Raw genomic sequence first — 15,259 nt, forward strand, 5'->3', positions numbered from 1 at the left:
AGGGTAGTGAAGGCGGCCGGTGATCGCGGAAGGAGCTCAGGATGCAGGTCTACCTCGATCACGCAGCGACCACGCCGTTGCGCGCAGAAGCGCGCGACGCATGGCTGGCCGCGCATGACGTGTTGGGGAATCCCTCGTCCATCCACGGCGCGGGGCAGGCCGCGCGGCGTCTTCTCGAAGATGCGCGCGACGAGCTCGCCCGCGTTCTGCACTGCCAGCCGATCGAGATCGTGTTCACCTCGGGCGGGACGGAGGCGGCCAACCTCGGGCTGAAAGGACTGTGGTGGGCACGCCCCGAGGGCGCGCAGTCCGTGGTCCTGCCTGACGGCGAGCATCACGCCACCCTCGATGTCGTGTCCTGGCTGGCGTCCGCCGAGGGCGCCGTCGTCCGGCCGGTCGCGCTCGACGGGCTCGGGCATATCCAGGTCGATTCCTTCGCCGCCGCGCTCCCCGGCGCGGCACTGGCGACCGCGCTCGTGGCCAACAACGAGGTCGGAACTCTCCAGGATGCCTCTGTGCTCGCGTCGTCGGCGTCTCGCGCGGGTGTTCCCCTGCACCTGGACGCGGTGTCGGCGTTCGGGACGGTGCCGGTCGACTTCGCGGGCTGGCGCGGACCGGGGAACGGCAGCGGCGGACTGGTCGCGCTCTCGGTGTCGGCACACAAGGTCGGTGGACCCGTCGGTGTCGGCGCGGCCGTCATCTCGCGCCACGCGCAGCTGGCTCCGCTCGTGCACGGCGGAGGTCAACAACGCGGTCTGCGTGCGGGGACCCAGGACGTGGCCGGTGCCGCCGCGTTCGCCGCCGCCGCCACCGCCGCCGAGGGGGAACGCGAGCGGGAGTACGACCGGCTCCACACCCTGCGGGAGCGCCTGGTGAGCGGGATCCGGGCCCAGATCCCCGAGGCCCGGCTCCTGGGCGACCCCACCGGTCGTCTTCCCGGCAACGCCCACATCCTGTTCCCGGATGCCGCCGGCGAGACGATGCTCTTCCTCCTCGACATGGCCGGTATCGCGGTGTCCACGGGGTCGGCGTGCCAGGCCGGCGTCGCCGAACCCTCGCACGTCGTTCTCGCGCTCGGGCTCGACGAACGCGCTGCGAGGTCGGTCCTGCGGTTCACCCTCGGACGTACCTCGACACCGGACGACGTCGACACCGTGCTCGCCCGACTGCCGGACGCGTACGCGCGGGCGGTGGCATCCGGCACCCGCTCAGCCCTCCGTTCGTAGACTGGATGCATGCGAGTTCTGGCGGCGATGAGCGGTGGCGTCGACTCCGCGGTGGCGGCAGCCCGTGCCGTCGATGCGGGGCACGACGTGGTGGGTGTGCACCTGGCGCTTTCGCGCGCCGGGGGAACGCTCCGAGCCGGCAGCCGCGGCTGCTGCACGATCGAGGATGCGATGGATGCCCGTCGTGCTGCCGACAAGCTCGGGATGCCGTTCTACGTGTGGGACTTCTCGGAGCGCTTCCGCGACGACGTCATCGATGATTTCGTCTCGGAGTACCGCGCGGGGCGCACCCCGAACCCGTGCATGCGCTGCAACGAGAAGATCAAGTTCGCCGCCCTCCTCGAGCGGGCGATCGAACTCGGTTTCGACGCGGTGTGCACGGGCCATTACGCCACGCTGGTCGACACGGCCGAGGGGCGTGAGCTGCACCGCGCCTCCGACAACGCCAAGGATCAGTCGTACGTCCTCGGCGTGCTGACCGCCGAACAGCTCGCGCACACCTACTTCCCGCTCGGGTCGACGCCGTCGAAGGCGCTCGTTCGGGCCGAGGCCGAGGAGCGCGGACTGACCGTCGCCCAGAAGCCCGACAGCCACGACATCTGCTTCATCCCCGACGGGGACACCCGCGGTTGGCTCGCCGACAAGGTCGGCGCCGAGAAGGGCGAGATCCTCGACCGAACCGGAGCGGTGGTCGGCACGCACGAGGGCGCTCACGCCTTCACCGTCGGCCAGCGCCGAGGGCTCCAGCTGGGTGTGCCGGCGTCGGACGGCAAGCCGCGATTCGTGCTCGAGGTACGCCCCGTCAGCAACACCGTCGTCGTCGGCCCCAAAGAGGCCCTCGCGTGCGCCGAGATCGCGGGCGAGAGGTTCACCTGGGCCGGACGCGCCCCGTCGCGGGAATCGTTCGCGTGCGACGTGCAGATCCGTGCCCACGCTGATCCGGTGCCGGCTTTCGCCGCTCTCGAGGACGGGGTGTTGACGGTGCGTCCTGAGACGCCGTTCGACGGTGTGGCCCCCGGCCAGACCGCCGTGCTCTACGACGGCACGCGCGTGATCGGTCAGTTCACGATCGACCAGACGGTGTCGGCGGTTCCGGTCGACGTCTGATCTCGTCACACATCGTTCTCCCCTCTCGACAACCCGGTGAGAGGCGATCTCCGCCTCGTCACCGACTCGAGGAGAACGACATGCGCAGGATCGATCTGTCCCGCACCAACCGAACCGGCTACGCCGCAGTGCTGGGCTTGGAGGCCTACTCGCGGACCCACGTCGATCGAACACTGTACGAACTCATCAAGTTGCGTGCGTCGATCGTGAACGGCTGCGGATTCTGTGTCGACATGCACGCGACGGATGCGGCCCGTCGAGGCGTTCCACATCGCACGCTGCACGCGGTGTCGGCCTGGCAGCACGCCGGCGATCTCCTCGACGATCGACAGCGCGCGGCGCTCGCCCTCACCGACGCGATCACACGAGTGGGACCCGAGTCGGTGACCGACGCCGTGTGGGAGCGGGCGGCGTCGTTCTTCTCCGAGAAGGAATTGGGGTCGATCGTGCTGGCGATCGCGACGATCAACGTCTGGAACCGGATCGCGCTGGCGACAGGGATGACGCCGCCCGTAGACGACGCGCATCCCGCGGCGTGAGGGCACCGACGGGGCGGACGGGTAGCGTCGGAGGGGTGACGACGCCCGCTGGTCTGGCCTGGAGCCGAGAGCGGGACCGGCTCGTGGGGCTCGGTTATCGCATGCTCGGGGATTTCGGCGAGGCGGAGGACGTGGTGTCGGACGTCGCCATCGAGGCACTCCGTGAGGAAGCCTCGGGTGTCGAGGTGCGCTCGTGGGAGGCGTGGTTGACCACCGTGTGCGTGCGCCGGTGCATCGACCGGCTACGGCGACTGCAGGCGAGCCGTGAAGAGTATCCCGGCCCGTGGCTTCCCGAGCCGGTGGCCACGGATCGGCTCCCCGACGAGATCGCCTCCGGCCGCGAGCTCCTCTCGATCGCGATGCTGCACCTGGCGGAGCAGCTCGACCCGCACACACGAGCGGCCATCGTGCTGCATCGTGCCTTCGGCATGACGGCGGTCGAGATCGCTCCCGTCCTGGACCGGTCGCCCGCATCGGTTCGGCAGCTCATCTCTCGCGGCGAGCGGCGCCTGCAGCCGCGAGAGGCGCTCCCGACCCGAGCGGCCGCAGCGGCGATCGTCGACCGTCTCGTCCGCGCGGTCGAGAACGGCGACATCGCGCGGGTGACGGAGCTGCTGACCGACGATGCCGTGCTCTGGGCCGACGGCGGCGGTGTCGTGAAGAGTGCGCTCAATCCGATCTTCGGGGCCACACACATCGCCCGGTTCTTCGCGGGAGTGCTGCAGAAGGCGGCGACGCAGGCCGAGCCGATATCGGCCCGTGCCGTCGAGGTGAACGGGGAGATCGCCCTCTCGTTGTCGACCTACGGCCTGGCCGACGTGATCGCTTTCGAGTGGCGCGACGAGCGGGTGTGCGGCATCCGTCGCGTGTCCAATCCCGCCAAGCTCACGCGAGCGTGGTGATCACGGGCTCAGCGACGGCGTCGTCCACGACAACCCCCGCGCCGATGTCGGTGGTCATTCCTATGATTGGCGGGTGGCTGAGCACGATCCCTCCTCCCTTTCCCTCGATGACGCGCGCGCCGAAGTCGCGACGCTGACCGAGCGCATCACCGAGGCCCGCGACGCGTACTACGGGCGCGACGCCGAGCTCGTCGACGACGCGACCTACGACGGCTGGATGCATCGCCTCGAGGCCCTGGAGCGCATGCATCCGGAGTTGCAGGGGCAGGACAGCCCCACCCAGTCCGTCGGAGCGGCGGAGGCGACCGACCTCGCCACGATCGAGCACGCCGAACGGATGCTCAGTCTCGACAACGTCTTCTCCCCGGAAGAACTGCGTGACTGGGCAGTCAAGACCGAAGCGGCCGCCGGCAGAAAAGTGCACTGGCTGAGCGAGCTGAAGATCGACGGACTCGCGATCAGCCTCCGCTACGAGAACGGGGTCCTCACGTCGGCGGCGACCCGCGGCGACGGCCGCGTCGGCGAGATCGTCACCGACAACGCCCTCCGTCTCGCCGGTGTGCCGCGCGAGCTCGCGGGAGACGGGCACCCGCGGCTCGTCGAGGTCCGCGGCGAGGTGTTCATTCCCGTCGCGAAGTTCGAGAACCTCAATCGCCTCCAGGGCGAGTATCGCGAACGGGCGGTCGCGGAGGCGCGGGAACGTGCGGCGGGACGCCGCAGCAGCCGCTCGTTCGATGAGGAGAAGGCCGAGCAAGCGGCCGCGCGCCGGTTCCCGGCCTTCGCGAACCCGCGTAACGCCGCGAGTGGCGGGCTGCGGCAGCAGATCGAGAAGAAGTCCGGACTCGAGCTCGAGGCCGGCCTCGCGCGCCTCGAGTCGCTCTCGCTGTACGTGCACGGCATCGGCGCATGGCCCGATCCGCCGGTTGCCGCGCAGAGCGAGATCTATGAGCTGTTGGCCTCGTGGGGGTTGCCCACGTCTCCCTACAGCCGCGTCGAATCGACGATCGACGGGGTCCTGGGCTTCGTCTCGCACTACGGCGAACACCGGCACGACGTCGAGCACGAGATCGATGGTGTGGTCGTCAAAGTCGACGAGCTGGCGCTGCACGACGAACTGGGGGCGACAAGTCGCGCCCCTCGATGGGCGATCGCGTACAAATACCCACCCGAGCAGGTGAACACGAAGCTGCTCGACATCGTGGTCTCCGTGGGGCGCACGGGGCGCGCGACGCCGTTCGCCGTGATGGAACCGGCGAGGGTCGCCGGCAGTGTCGTTCGCCAGGCCACCCTCCACAATCAAGACGTCGTGAAGGTCAAAGGCGTGCTGATCGGCGACACCGTCGTGCTGCGCAAGGCGGGTGACGTCATTCCCGAGGTGCTCGGTCCGGTGGTCGAGCTCCGCGACGGGACGGAGCGCGCGTTCGTCATGCCGGCCGACTGCCCCGAGTGCGGCACCCCTCTTCGCCCCGCGAAGGAGGGCGACATCGATCTTCGGTGCCCCAATGCCCGATCGTGTCCCGCGCAGGTGCGTGGACGCGTGGAACACATCGGGTCGCGCGGCGCCCTCGACATCGAGGCGCTCGGTGAGGTCACCGCGGCCGCGCTGACGCAGCCCGAGGTTCCCGAACGGGCGCCCCTGGACACCGAGGCGGGACTCTTCGATCTCACGATCGAGCAGTTGGTTCCCATCGAGGTGGTGGTCCGTGACTCCGAGACGGGCGAGCGCAAGGTCGATCCCGACACGGGGGAGCTCGTGAGACGCGCACCGTTCCAGAAGCTCGGCCCCGCGTCCTACCCGCCGGGCACGGAGGATCTCGATCCGGCGGAGCGTCGACGCCGTGGGATCCGGAAGGACCACCGGGAGGTGCTTCCCTCCGAGCAGGCGACGAAGCTGATGATCGAGCTCGACAAGGCGAAGACGAAAGATCTGTGGCGCCTCCTGGTGTCGCTGAACATCCGTCACGTGGGACCGGTCGCGGCTCGAGCGCTCGCGCAGTGGTTCGGATCTCTGGATGCCATCCGCGCAGCGTCACGCGAAGAGCTCGCGGCGGTCGAGGGTGTCGGCGGAATCATCGCCGACGCGGTCATCGATTGGTTCGAGGTGGACTGGCACCGCGAGATCGTCGACCGATGGGCGACCGCAGGCGTGCGATTCGCCATTCCCGGGCATCCCGGCCCGGGGGCGGCGGCCACCGCCGGCGGCGTTCTCGCGGGACTCACGGTCGTGGCCACGGGCTCGCTCGAGGGCTACTCACGCGAAGGGGCGCAAGAGGCCATCCTCGCCGCGGGAGGGAAGGCCGCGTCGAGCGTGTCGAAGAAGACCGACTTCGTCGCCGCAGGGCCGGGCGCGGGCTCGAAGCTCGCGAAGGCCGAGGAACTCGGGCTTCGCATCCTCGATGCCGCGCAGTTTCGCATCCTCGTCGAGCGGGGTCCCGGTGCTCTCGACGCGGGTACCACGGGCGATGAAGAGGACGACGAGGGCGATTCCTAGAAGGTGTTCATGGGGATCGCACGAGCGAGTCGAGGGGGTGAGCCGAGGCGGCCTCGCCGAAGGCGATCCGATTCTCGCGGCGCTCCGGTCGCGAGAAGAGCGCGTTCAGTCGGCGAGCAGCTTGTCACGCACCTGCCGTCGCAGGACCTTGCCGATGAGCGACTTCGGGAGCTCGTCCACGATGACGATGCGGCGCGGGACCTTGTACGGCGTGAGGATCCCGCGAGCGAACGCCCGCACCGCCTCGACGTCGATGGCACCGGGTGTCGCGGGGACCACGGCCGCGACGACCTCCTCGCCCGAGTGTGCGCTCGGCAGTCCGACGACAGCCACATCGGACACCGACGGATGCTGTCGCAGGACGTTCTCCACCTCGGTCGGAGCGACGTTGAAGCCGCCGGTGATGATGAGCTCTTTGATGCGATCGACGATCCGGACGAATCCGGCCTCATCGATCGTGACGATGTCTCCCGTGCGGAACCATCCGTCGGCGAACACCTCGGCCGTGGCTTCGGGTTTGCCGTAGTAGCCGGAGAAGACCTGCGGACCCCGGACGAGGAGTTCGCCGCGTTCGACGTCGACCTGCGGGTCGTCGGGGTCGACGACCCGGCACTCCGTGCCCGGGAGCGGGAGGCCGACGGTTCCGGCTACACGGTTGTCAGCGACCGGGTTGGCCATCAGCACGGGGGAGCATTCGCTCAATCCGTAGCCCTCCACCAGGTATCCGCCCGTGGCCTTCTCGAAGGGCACAACGAGGTCGTGCGGCAAGGCCATCGCGCCCGAGATCGCTACATCGGTCCCCGCCAAAGACACGCCCTTGGCCTCGGCGGCCGCCAGCAGACGTTCAGCGATGGGCGGCACCAGCGGCAGGAACGTCGCCGGATGCTTCTTCGTCACGGCCAGCACCAGGTCGGGGTCGAACTTCGGGAACAACACGAGGCGTGCCCCCATCGACATCGCGAAGGTGAGGCAGAGGGTCAGCCCGTACGCGTGGAACATGGGCAGCACCGCATAGACCACGCACCCTTCGCCGCGCACGATCTGCGGCACCCACGCGCGCGCCTGCGCAGCGTTGGCCAGAAGGTTCGCGTGCGTCAACATGGCACCCTTCGGGGTTCCGGTCGTTCCGCTCGTGTACTGGATGATGGCCAGATCGTCCGACGTCGGTCGAGGATGCGACTCCGCCAGCGGCGCGTGGCGAACGAGCTCTGCCCAGGTGGTGGCATCCGGGGTCTTCTCGGTCAGGGCGGCTCGGGCCTCGCGCGCCTTCGCGATCGGCAGTCGCAGTGCCACGCGTGTGCGGAGGGGCATCGCCTCGGTGACATCGACGGATACGAGAGTCGACACGCGGAGATCGGCGGGGAACTCCTGAACCGTCCGGACGACCTTGCTCCAGACGATCGCGTGCTTCGCTCCGTGGTCTTCGAATTGCTTTCGCAACTCGCGGGGAGTGTAGAGGGGGTTGTGCTCCACGACGACGGCGCCGAGGCGAAGGACGGCGTAGAACGCGACGATGTGCTGGGGGCAGTTCGGCAGCACGATCGCGACCGGGTCTCCGGCGCGCACGCCGTGCGCGGAGAGGGCGCCCGCGACGCGAGCGATCTGGGCCGACATCTCGGCGTAGGTCGTCTCGCGGCCGAAGAACTGCAGGGCCGGTGCGTCGGGATAGTCACGGGATGAGGCGTCGACGATGTCGACCAGGGAACCGCTTTGGGGTTCCAGGTCTTCGGGGACACCGGCGGCGTAGCTGTGGGTCCAGGGACGGGGTGGAACGAAGCTGGTCACCCGGCCAGCCTAGGGCGCGTGCCGGAACGGCTGGGGGCTTTGTCCCCAACCGCCTCCGGGTGGGGGAGCGAAGGAAGTGGCGTCCGGCATGCCGGGAACTCTTGGAGTCCTCGTTCCCCGCAGGGTCGGACGTCCACACGCGACACGGCGCCGACCCGACGCGAACTAGGATCAGGGGGTGTCTGAAATCACTCCTGATCTCGTGCGCCATCTCGGTGTGCTCGCCCGGATCCAGTTGAGCGACGAGGAGATCCAGAGCCTCACCGGCCAACTGGATGCCATCGTCGACAACATCGCGAAGGTGTCCGAGGTGGCGACTCCCGACGTCGTCGCGACGAGCCACCCGATCCCGCTCGAGAACGTCTTCCGTCCCGACGTGGTGCAACAGCAGCTCACGCGTGAGCAGGTGCTGCAGAACGCCCCCGACCAGGCTGACGGCCGGTTCCGTGTCACCGCGATCCTGGGGGAGGAACAGTGAGCGACCTCACCCGTCTGACCGCGGCCGACTTGTCCGCCGCACTGAGGGCGAAAGATGTGTCGAGCGTCGAGGCCACTCAGGCGCACCTCGACCGCATCGCCGCCGTCGACGGCGCTGTGCACGCCTTCCTCCATGTGAGCGACCACGCCCTCGAGGTGGCGGCCGACGTCGACCGCCGTCGTGCCGCCGGTGAGCAGCTGCACGAGCTCGCGGGTGTTCCTCTCGCCGTCAAGGACGTGCTCGTCACGACCGACATGCCCTCCACCAGCGGATCGAAGATCCTCGAGGGGTACCTGTCGCCCTACGACGCGACGGTCGTCGCGCGCTCGCGCGCCGCGGATCTCGTGCCGCTCGGCAAGACGAACATGGACGAGTTCGCCATGGGATCCTCGACCGAGTTCTCGGCATACGGTCCCACGCACAACCCGTGGGACCTCGACCGCATCCCCGGCGGGTCGGGTGGTGGCTCCGCCGCGGCCGTCGCCGCCTTCGAGGCGCCGCTGGCCCTCGGCTCAGACACCGGTGGCTCGATCCGTCAACCCGCGCACGTCACCGGCACGGTCGGTGTGAAGCCGACGTACGGCGGCGTCAGCCGGTACGGCGCGATCGCGCTGGCATCCAGCCTCGATCAGGTCGGCCCGGTCACGCGCACGGTGCTCGACGCAGGACTCCTGCACGATGTGATCGGCGGATACGACGCGAACGACTCCACCTCCTTGTCCGACGCGTGGCCGTCGTTCGCCGCCGCCGCCCGCGAGGGCGCGACCGGCCAGGTTCTGAAGGGCCTCAGGGTCGGCGTGATCCGCGAGCTCGACGATCGCGGCTTCCAGAAGGGTGTCTCCGCATCGTTCCGTGCCGCTCTCTCCACCATGGAGGGGCACGGCGCCGAGATCATCGAGATCAGCGCTCCGCACTTCGAGTACGGCGTCGCGGCCTATTACCTGATTCTTCCCGCGGAAGCGTCGAGCAACCTGGCCAAGTTCGACTCCGTGCGCTTCGGGCTCCGCGTCACCCCGCAGGGCACGCCGACCGTCGAGAACGTCATGGCCGCCACGCGCGACGCGGGCTTCGGTCCCGAGGTCAAGCGCCGCATCATCCTCGGCACCTACGCCCTGTCGGCCGGCTACTACGACGCCTACTACGGCAGCGCGCAGAAGGTCCGCACGCTCATCCAGCAGGATTTCGACGCGGCCTTCGGTCAGGTCGACGTCATCGCGACGCCTTCCGCCCCGACGACGGCCTTCCGCCTCGGCGAGAAGATCGACGACCCGCTGCAGATGTACCTGAACGACGTGACCACGATCCCCGCGAACCTCGCGGGCGTCCCCGGTATCTCGGTGCCGAGCGGTCTCGCCGCCGAAGACGGCCTGCCCGTCGGCATCCAGTTCCTCGCTCCCGCCCGCGAAGACGCCCGGCTGTACCGCGTCGGTGCCGCGCTCGAAGCGCTGCTGGTCGATCAGTGGGGCGGACCGCTGCTGAACAAGGCCCCCTCCCTCACGAACGGAGCGTCGCTCTGATGGCGAAAGATGCGCTGATGGACTTCGACGAGGCGCTCGAGCTGTTCGAACCCGTCCTCGGCTTCGAGGTCCACGTCGAACTGAACACCGCGACCAAGATGTTCTCCTCGGCCCCCAACCCGGCGAACGAGGCGAACCACGGAGCGGAGCCGAACACGCTCGTCGCCCCGGTCGACATGGGGCTCCCGGGTGCCCTTCCGGTCGTGAACGCCGAGGCGATCCGCTCCGCGATCAGCCTGGGCCTCGCCCTCGGCTGCTCGATCGCGCCGTCGAGCCGGTTCGCGCGGAAGAACTACTTCTACCCCGACCTGGGCAAGAACTACCAGATCTCCCAGTACGACGAGCCGATCGCTTTCGAGGGCTCCGTGGAGGTCGAGCTCGAGGACGGCACGATCGTCACGGTGCCGATCGAGCGCGCGCACATGGAGGAAGACGCCGGCAAGCTCACCCACATGGGCGGTGCGACCGGTCGCATCCAGGGCGCCGAGTACTCGCTGGTCGACTACAACCGCGCCGGCGTGCCGCTGGTCGAGATCGTCACCAAACCGATCTTCGGCGCCGAGCACTCGGCCCCGGCCCTCGCGAAGGCCTACGTGGCGACGATCCGCGACATCGTGCGCGGCCTCGGCATCTCGGAGGCCCGGCTCGAGCGCGGCAACCTCCGCTGCGACGCCAACGTCTCGCTGCGCCCCCGCGGCCAGGAGAAGCTGGGCACGCGCACCGAGACCAAGAACGTCAACTCGATGCGCTCGGTCGAGCGCGCGGTGCGGTACGAGATCCAGCGCCAGGCAGCGATCCTGGCAAAGGGCGGCACGATCACGCAGGAGACGCGCCACTGGCACGAAGACACCGGGCGGACGTCACCCGGGCGCCCGAAGTCGGATGCCGACGACTACCGCTACTTCCCGGAGCCCGACCTGCTGCCGGTCGTGCCCGCGCCCGAGCTGATCGAGGAGCTCCGGGTTGCGCTCCCCGAGCCGCCCGCCGCGCGCCGCCGCCGACTGAAGGCCGAGTGGGGCTTCACCGATCTCGAGTTCCAGGACGTCGCCAACGGCGGTCTGCTCGACGCGGTGGCCGAGACGATCGCCGCGGGCGCCGCTCCGGCCGCGGCTCGCAAGTGGTGGACGGGCGAGATCACCCGCGTCGCGAACGCGCAGGAGCGCGACGCCGCCGATCTCGTCTCGCCCGCGAACGTTGCCGCGCTGCAGGAGTTGGTGGATGCCGGCTCCCTCACCGACAAGCTCGCGCGTCAGGTGCTCGAGGGCGTCATCGCCGGCGAGGGGACGCCGCAGGAGGTCGTGGACGCCCGCGGTCTCGCGGTCGTGTCCGACGACGGCGCTCTCATCGCGGCAATCGACGAGGCCCTCGCCGCACAGCCCGACGTGCTCGCGAAGATCCGCGACGGCAAGGTCCAAGCTGCCGGCGCGGTCATTGGAGCGGTGATGAAGGCGATGAAGGGCCAGGCCGACGCCGCCCGCGTGCGCGAACTCGTCCTGGAGCGGGCCGCCGCCCAGTAGGACACCGGATGCCACGCCCCTTCGTCGCAGCAGCGACGGGGGCGTGGCATCCGTCTTCCTCCGCGCAAGAAGAGCGACCGGGGGGAGGCGCCCCGATGTCGGAGGCCCGGGAGAGAATGGATGCATGGGACGCGGAGACGGCACGGGGCGCATCGTCTCAGGGCCCGACGCGGACGACACCGGCACCGGCATCCTGCACGTCGACATGGATGCCTTCTTCGCCTCCGTCGCCGTGCTCGATGACCCGTCCCTTGCGGGGAAACCTCTGATCATCGGCGGCTCCGAGGGGCGAGGCGTGGTGTCCAGCGCGTCATACGAGGCGCGTCGCTACGGCGTCAAGTCCGCCATGCCGGTTGCGATCGCTCTGCGTCTGTGCCCGACCGCCGTCGTCGTCAACCCGCCGTACCACCGGTACACCGAGATGTCGCGGCAGGTCATGGCGATCTTCCACGATGTGACGCCGCTGGTGGAACCGCTCTCGATCGACGAGGCCTTCCTCGATGTGCGTGGGGCGCGGCGATTGTGGGGGAGCCCGGGAAAGATCGCCCGCGACCTGCGTGCCCGGGTGAAGGCCGAGACGGGACTGACCTGCAGCATCGGCGTCGCGGCGACCAAGCACGTCGCGAAAATGGCATCCACCATCTCGAAACCCGACGGGCTGCTGGTCGTTGCGGAGGCGGACACCGAGGCCTTCCTCCGCCCGCGCTCGGTGCGCGCTCTGTGGGGCGTCGGACCCAAAGCCGCGGAAGCTCTCGAATCCCGCGGCGTCCGGCTCATCTCCGACATCCTCGACACCCCACGCCCCGCGCTCGACCAGGTACTCGGGCCGGCGATGGGGGAGCGGATCTGGCACCTCGCCCGTGGGATCGATGCGCGGGAGGTGCACACCACACGCACCGAGAAGAGCATCGGCCACGAGGAGACCTTCCACACCGACATCTCCGACACGCGCACTCTGCATGTGGAACTACGACGCCTCGCCGATCGTGTCGGGGCACGTCTGCGAGCCCAGTATCACGAGGCCTCCACGATCTCGATCAAGGTGCGCTTCTCCGACTTCACGACCATCAGCCGGTCGCGGACGCTCCCCGAAGCCACGTCCGTCGGCCAGCGCATCGGCGACGCGGCGATCGAGTTGTTCGACGCGATCGACCGCCGCCAAGCGGTGCGGTTGGTCGGCGTGCGCGGAGAGAAGCTCAAGCCCGCCGCGATCGCGGCGACCCTGTGGGATGACGACGCCGAGTGGCGACGCGTCGAGGGCGCGCTCGATGGCGCGGCCGCACGGTTCGGTCGCGGCGCCGTGACACGTGGATCTCTGCTCGGACCGTCGCGGGGCGGGGGAGCCCTGCCGACGAACCCGCGGCCGTCTTATGAGCACTGAGGGGCGAGGCACGCGGGGTCGATCGATGCAACACCCTCGACGGGACGGATCCGGCCGGTACGGTGGGCACATGCCCAACATCGCTCTGGAACTCGGTAAGCAATCCACGAACTTCGGCGTCACCGCCGCCTACGGTGAGCAGCAGGACGTCGACGGTGTTCGCATCGTCCCCGTCGCCCTCGTATGGGCCGGGTACGGCGGCGGATCTGACGAGCAGGGAAACGGCGGTGGCGGCGGTGGGGGATACACGCTCCCGCTCGGCGCCTACATCCGCCGCGGTGACGACCTGCGCTTCGATCCGAACCTCGTGTCGCTGCTCGCCGTCGGCATCCCGTTCGTGTGGGTCGCCGGTCGCGCGCTCAGCCGTGTCATCCGCGCCCTCAAGAAGTAGCGCGGACGCCAGCGCCGACGCCGTCGACGACGCGCTGACGGCGGCGGCGCTCGCCATCACCGAGCGCGTGCAGAAGCTCGGCGTCACCAATCCGGTGATCGTCGTGGATGGGCGCAGCGGGGCCGGGAAGACCTCATTGGCTCGCCGCCTCGTGGCCGCATGGCCGCTTCACGGCCGCGTCCAGCTCGTCGCCCTCGACGATGTCTACCCGGGCTGGGATGGTCTCGCCGACGGGGCGGCGTACGCGCGCGAAGCGATCCTGACCCCGCACGCGAAAGGCCTGGTGGGCGTCTGGCAGCGGTGGGACTGGGAGGCGAACGATCGCGCCGAGTCGTACGCGGTCGACCCCTCGCTGCCGCTGATCGTGGAGGGTGCGGGAGTGCTGACGCCGGAGACGGCTCGTCTCGCGGACATCTCCGTCTGGGTCGACGCTCCGGCGGGTTCACGCCGGCACCGGGCGCTCGATCGCGACGGTGACAGCTACCGGCCGCACTGGAAGCGCTGGGCGGTTCAGGAAGACCGACATCTCGAGCAGAACAACCCTGTGTCTTTGGCAACGCTCTTCGTCCGCGTCCCTTGACGGTGCAATGAACGGATCCCGTCGCAACTCGCAGAGGGGTCTGCTGCCGCGTGACCGCTCAGCCGCGATCGAGCGCCGACACCAGGCCGTCGAGGCGATATCCGATCCAGTCGTAGATCCCGAAGCGGGGGTCGTCAGGCTCATGATCATCTTCGCTGTGGATGCCGAGCCGCGTCGCCATGACGAGACGGACGGCCGAGAGAGTGCGCATCCACGACATCGCCTCGTCCTCTCCGAGCGCGACCGTGAGCGTGGCATCCGGATCGTCGTCCGAACGGATGTCGCCGCCGTCCATGCCGAGCGTGTGCAGAACGATCTCCGCATCTCGGGCGCGTCGGCCCAGAAGGTCATCTCCAGTGAGTCGCCGAAACTCCGCCGTCGCGGCGTCGTCGTCAGGGTAGGCAGCGGGGAGGAGACGGGCGATCGCGGGATCGTCGTCGCGGCGCGTGTCAGCGACGACATCGCGGAACTGTCCGACGATGCCGGCCAGATGCAGGGCCTCGAGACCGCTCATCTCGAGCACCACGATCTTGTCGCTCACACGGGCTCCTTCCGGACAGTGGCCCACAGCCCGTAATCGTGCATGGCCTGGGTATGGGCTTCCATGACCTCTCGGGGTCCGCGCGCCACGACGGCGTGTCCGTCGTGGTGAACGGCGAGCATCAGGCGCTCGGCCGTTGCCGCGTCGAAGCCGAAGTAGGTCCGGAAGACGTGACTGACGTAGCTCATCAGGTTCACCGGATCGTTCCACACGACGGTCTGCCAGGACGACGGGGGGACAGCCGTGAGATCGGTCTCCTCGACCACGTCGAGATCGGGCAGAGCGGTGCCGGCCATCAGGCCCACCCCAGCTCGTGAAGGCGTTCGTCGTCGATCCCGTAGAAGTGGGCGATCTCATGAACGAGCGTGGTGTGGATCTCGTCGCGGAGTTCGGAGATGTTCCCGCACACCGCGAGGTGCTGCTCGCGATAGACGATGATTCGATCCGGCAGTTCGCCGACCCCGTAGCGGTCTCGTTCCGTCAACGCCCATCCGTCGTAGAGGCCGAGAAGATCGAGCGACCCATCCTCGGGGCGGTCTTCGACGACGAACACGACGTTGTCCAGACCCTCGACCATGTCGTCGGGAAGGCGATCAAGTTCCTCGACCACGAGTGCCTCGAATTCATCGGCGTCGAGCGTCATCGCGTCGACGGTGCGCGCGTCATCGCTCAAGTCATCTCCCGCGAAATCGGCCGGTGAGGTCAATGGATGGTCGGTGGTCCCTTGATTCTACGGGCGACCCAGGCTCGACCTCCCGGAACGACGAAGGCCCACCGAGGGATCTCGGCGGGCCTTCGAGGAAG

Annotated in this window: 15 protein-coding genes; 11 read left to right on the plus strand and 4 right to left on the minus strand. The window is 69.1% G+C overall.

Annotated elements, in window-relative coordinates; all coding sequences use genetic code 11:
- The first annotated feature begins 41 nt into the window (after positions 1-41).
- From PIR02_15720 to ligA, 5 genes are all read left to right on the plus strand, one after another.
- Positions 42-1,226, plus strand: coding sequence for a cysteine desulfurase family protein (locus tag PIR02_15720; protein WZH36197.1), 1,185 nt, complete (start codon positions 42-44; stop codon positions 1,224-1,226).
- A 9-nt stretch (positions 1,227-1,235) separates the two neighbouring features.
- Complete coding sequence (mnmA, locus tag PIR02_15725) at positions 1,236-2,333, plus strand: tRNA 2-thiouridine(34) synthase MnmA (protein ID WZH36198.1); 1,098 nt, start codon at positions 1,236-1,238, stop codon at positions 2,331-2,333.
- Between the two features lie 80 nt (positions 2,334-2,413).
- Positions 2,414-2,872, plus strand: coding sequence for a carboxymuconolactone decarboxylase family protein (locus PIR02_15730; GenBank protein ID WZH36199.1), 459 nt, complete (start codon positions 2,414-2,416; stop codon positions 2,870-2,872).
- Between the two features lie 35 nt (positions 2,873-2,907).
- Complete coding sequence (locus tag PIR02_15735; protein ID WZH36200.1) at positions 2,908-3,774, plus strand: sigma-70 family RNA polymerase sigma factor; 867 nt, start codon at positions 2,908-2,910, stop codon at positions 3,772-3,774.
- A gap of 73 nt (positions 3,775-3,847) precedes the next feature.
- The gene (gene ligA / locus PIR02_15740) at positions 3,848-6,265 is read left to right on the plus strand and encodes an NAD-dependent DNA ligase LigA (protein ID WZH36201.1); all 2,418 of its coding nucleotides are present in this window, start codon (positions 3,848-3,850) and stop codon (positions 6,263-6,265) included.
- 105 nt (positions 6,266-6,370) lie between these two features.
- On the opposite strand, the gene PIR02_15745 is transcribed toward ligA, so the two are convergent.
- The gene (locus tag PIR02_15745) at positions 6,371-8,050 is read right to left on the minus strand and encodes a long-chain-fatty-acid--CoA ligase (GenBank protein WZH36202.1); all 1,680 of its coding nucleotides are present in this window, start codon (positions 8,048-8,050) and stop codon (positions 6,371-6,373) included.
- Positions 8,051-8,228: 178 nt separating this feature from the next.
- Here PIR02_15745 and gatC point away from each other — a divergent pair, with 178 nt between their 5' ends.
- The 6 genes from gatC (at position 8,229) to PIR02_15775 (ending at position 13,914) form a co-directional block, all read left to right on the plus strand.
- A complete protein-coding gene (gene gatC, locus PIR02_15750) occupies positions 8,229-8,528 on the plus strand; it encodes an Asp-tRNA(Asn)/Glu-tRNA(Gln) amidotransferase subunit GatC (GenBank protein WZH36203.1) in 300 nt (99 codons plus the stop codon).
- Positions 8,525-10,045, plus strand: a complete 1,521-nt coding sequence (gatA, locus tag PIR02_15755; GenBank protein ID WZH36204.1) for an Asp-tRNA(Asn)/Glu-tRNA(Gln) amidotransferase subunit GatA — start codon at positions 8,525-8,527, stop codon at positions 10,043-10,045. The genes gatC and gatA overlap by 4 nt, the downstream gene beginning before the upstream one ends.
- Complete coding sequence (gatB, locus tag PIR02_15760; protein ID WZH36205.1) at positions 10,045-11,562, plus strand: Asp-tRNA(Asn)/Glu-tRNA(Gln) amidotransferase subunit GatB; 1,518 nt, start codon at positions 10,045-10,047, stop codon at positions 11,560-11,562. The genes gatA and gatB overlap by 1 nt, the downstream gene beginning before the upstream one ends.
- Before the next feature lie 124 nt (positions 11,563-11,686).
- The gene (locus PIR02_15765; protein ID WZH36206.1) at positions 11,687-12,943 is read left to right on the plus strand and encodes a DNA polymerase IV; all 1,257 of its coding nucleotides are present in this window, start codon (positions 11,687-11,689) and stop codon (positions 12,941-12,943) included.
- Positions 12,944-13,013: 70 nt separating this feature from the next.
- Positions 13,014-13,334 (plus strand): hypothetical protein, encoded by a 321-nt coding sequence (locus PIR02_15770; protein ID WZH36207.1) that lies wholly within the window; start codon positions 13,014-13,016, stop codon positions 13,332-13,334.
- The gene (locus PIR02_15775; GenBank protein ID WZH36208.1) at positions 13,309-13,914 is read left to right on the plus strand and encodes a hypothetical protein; all 606 of its coding nucleotides are present in this window, start codon (positions 13,309-13,311) and stop codon (positions 13,912-13,914) included. The genes PIR02_15770 and PIR02_15775 overlap by 26 nt, the downstream gene beginning before the upstream one ends.
- A 58-nt stretch (positions 13,915-13,972) precedes the next feature.
- Here the strand turns inward: PIR02_15775 and PIR02_15780 are convergent, their stop codons facing one another.
- The 3 genes from PIR02_15780 to PIR02_15790 are packed head-to-tail and all read right to left on the minus strand — an operon-like array spanning position 13,973 to position 15,098.
- The gene (locus PIR02_15780) at positions 13,973-14,455 is read right to left on the minus strand and encodes a DUF2017 family protein (GenBank protein WZH36209.1); all 483 of its coding nucleotides are present in this window, start codon (positions 14,453-14,455) and stop codon (positions 13,973-13,975) included.
- A complete protein-coding gene (gene clpS / locus PIR02_15785) occupies positions 14,452-14,760 on the minus strand; it encodes an ATP-dependent Clp protease adapter ClpS (protein WZH36210.1) in 309 nt (102 codons plus the stop codon). Before clpS ends, PIR02_15780 begins: the two co-directional genes overlap by 4 nt.
- A complete protein-coding gene (locus PIR02_15790) occupies positions 14,751-15,098 on the minus strand; it encodes a metallopeptidase family protein (protein WZH39025.1) in 348 nt (115 codons plus the stop codon). The genes clpS and PIR02_15790 overlap by 10 nt, the downstream gene beginning before the upstream one ends.
- Between the last annotated feature and the right edge of the window lie 161 nt (positions 15,099-15,259).

The organism is Microbacterium enclense, from assembly GCA_038182865.1.
Taxonomy (GTDB): Bacteria; Actinomycetota; Actinomycetes; order Actinomycetales; family Microbacteriaceae; genus Microbacterium; species Microbacterium enclense_B.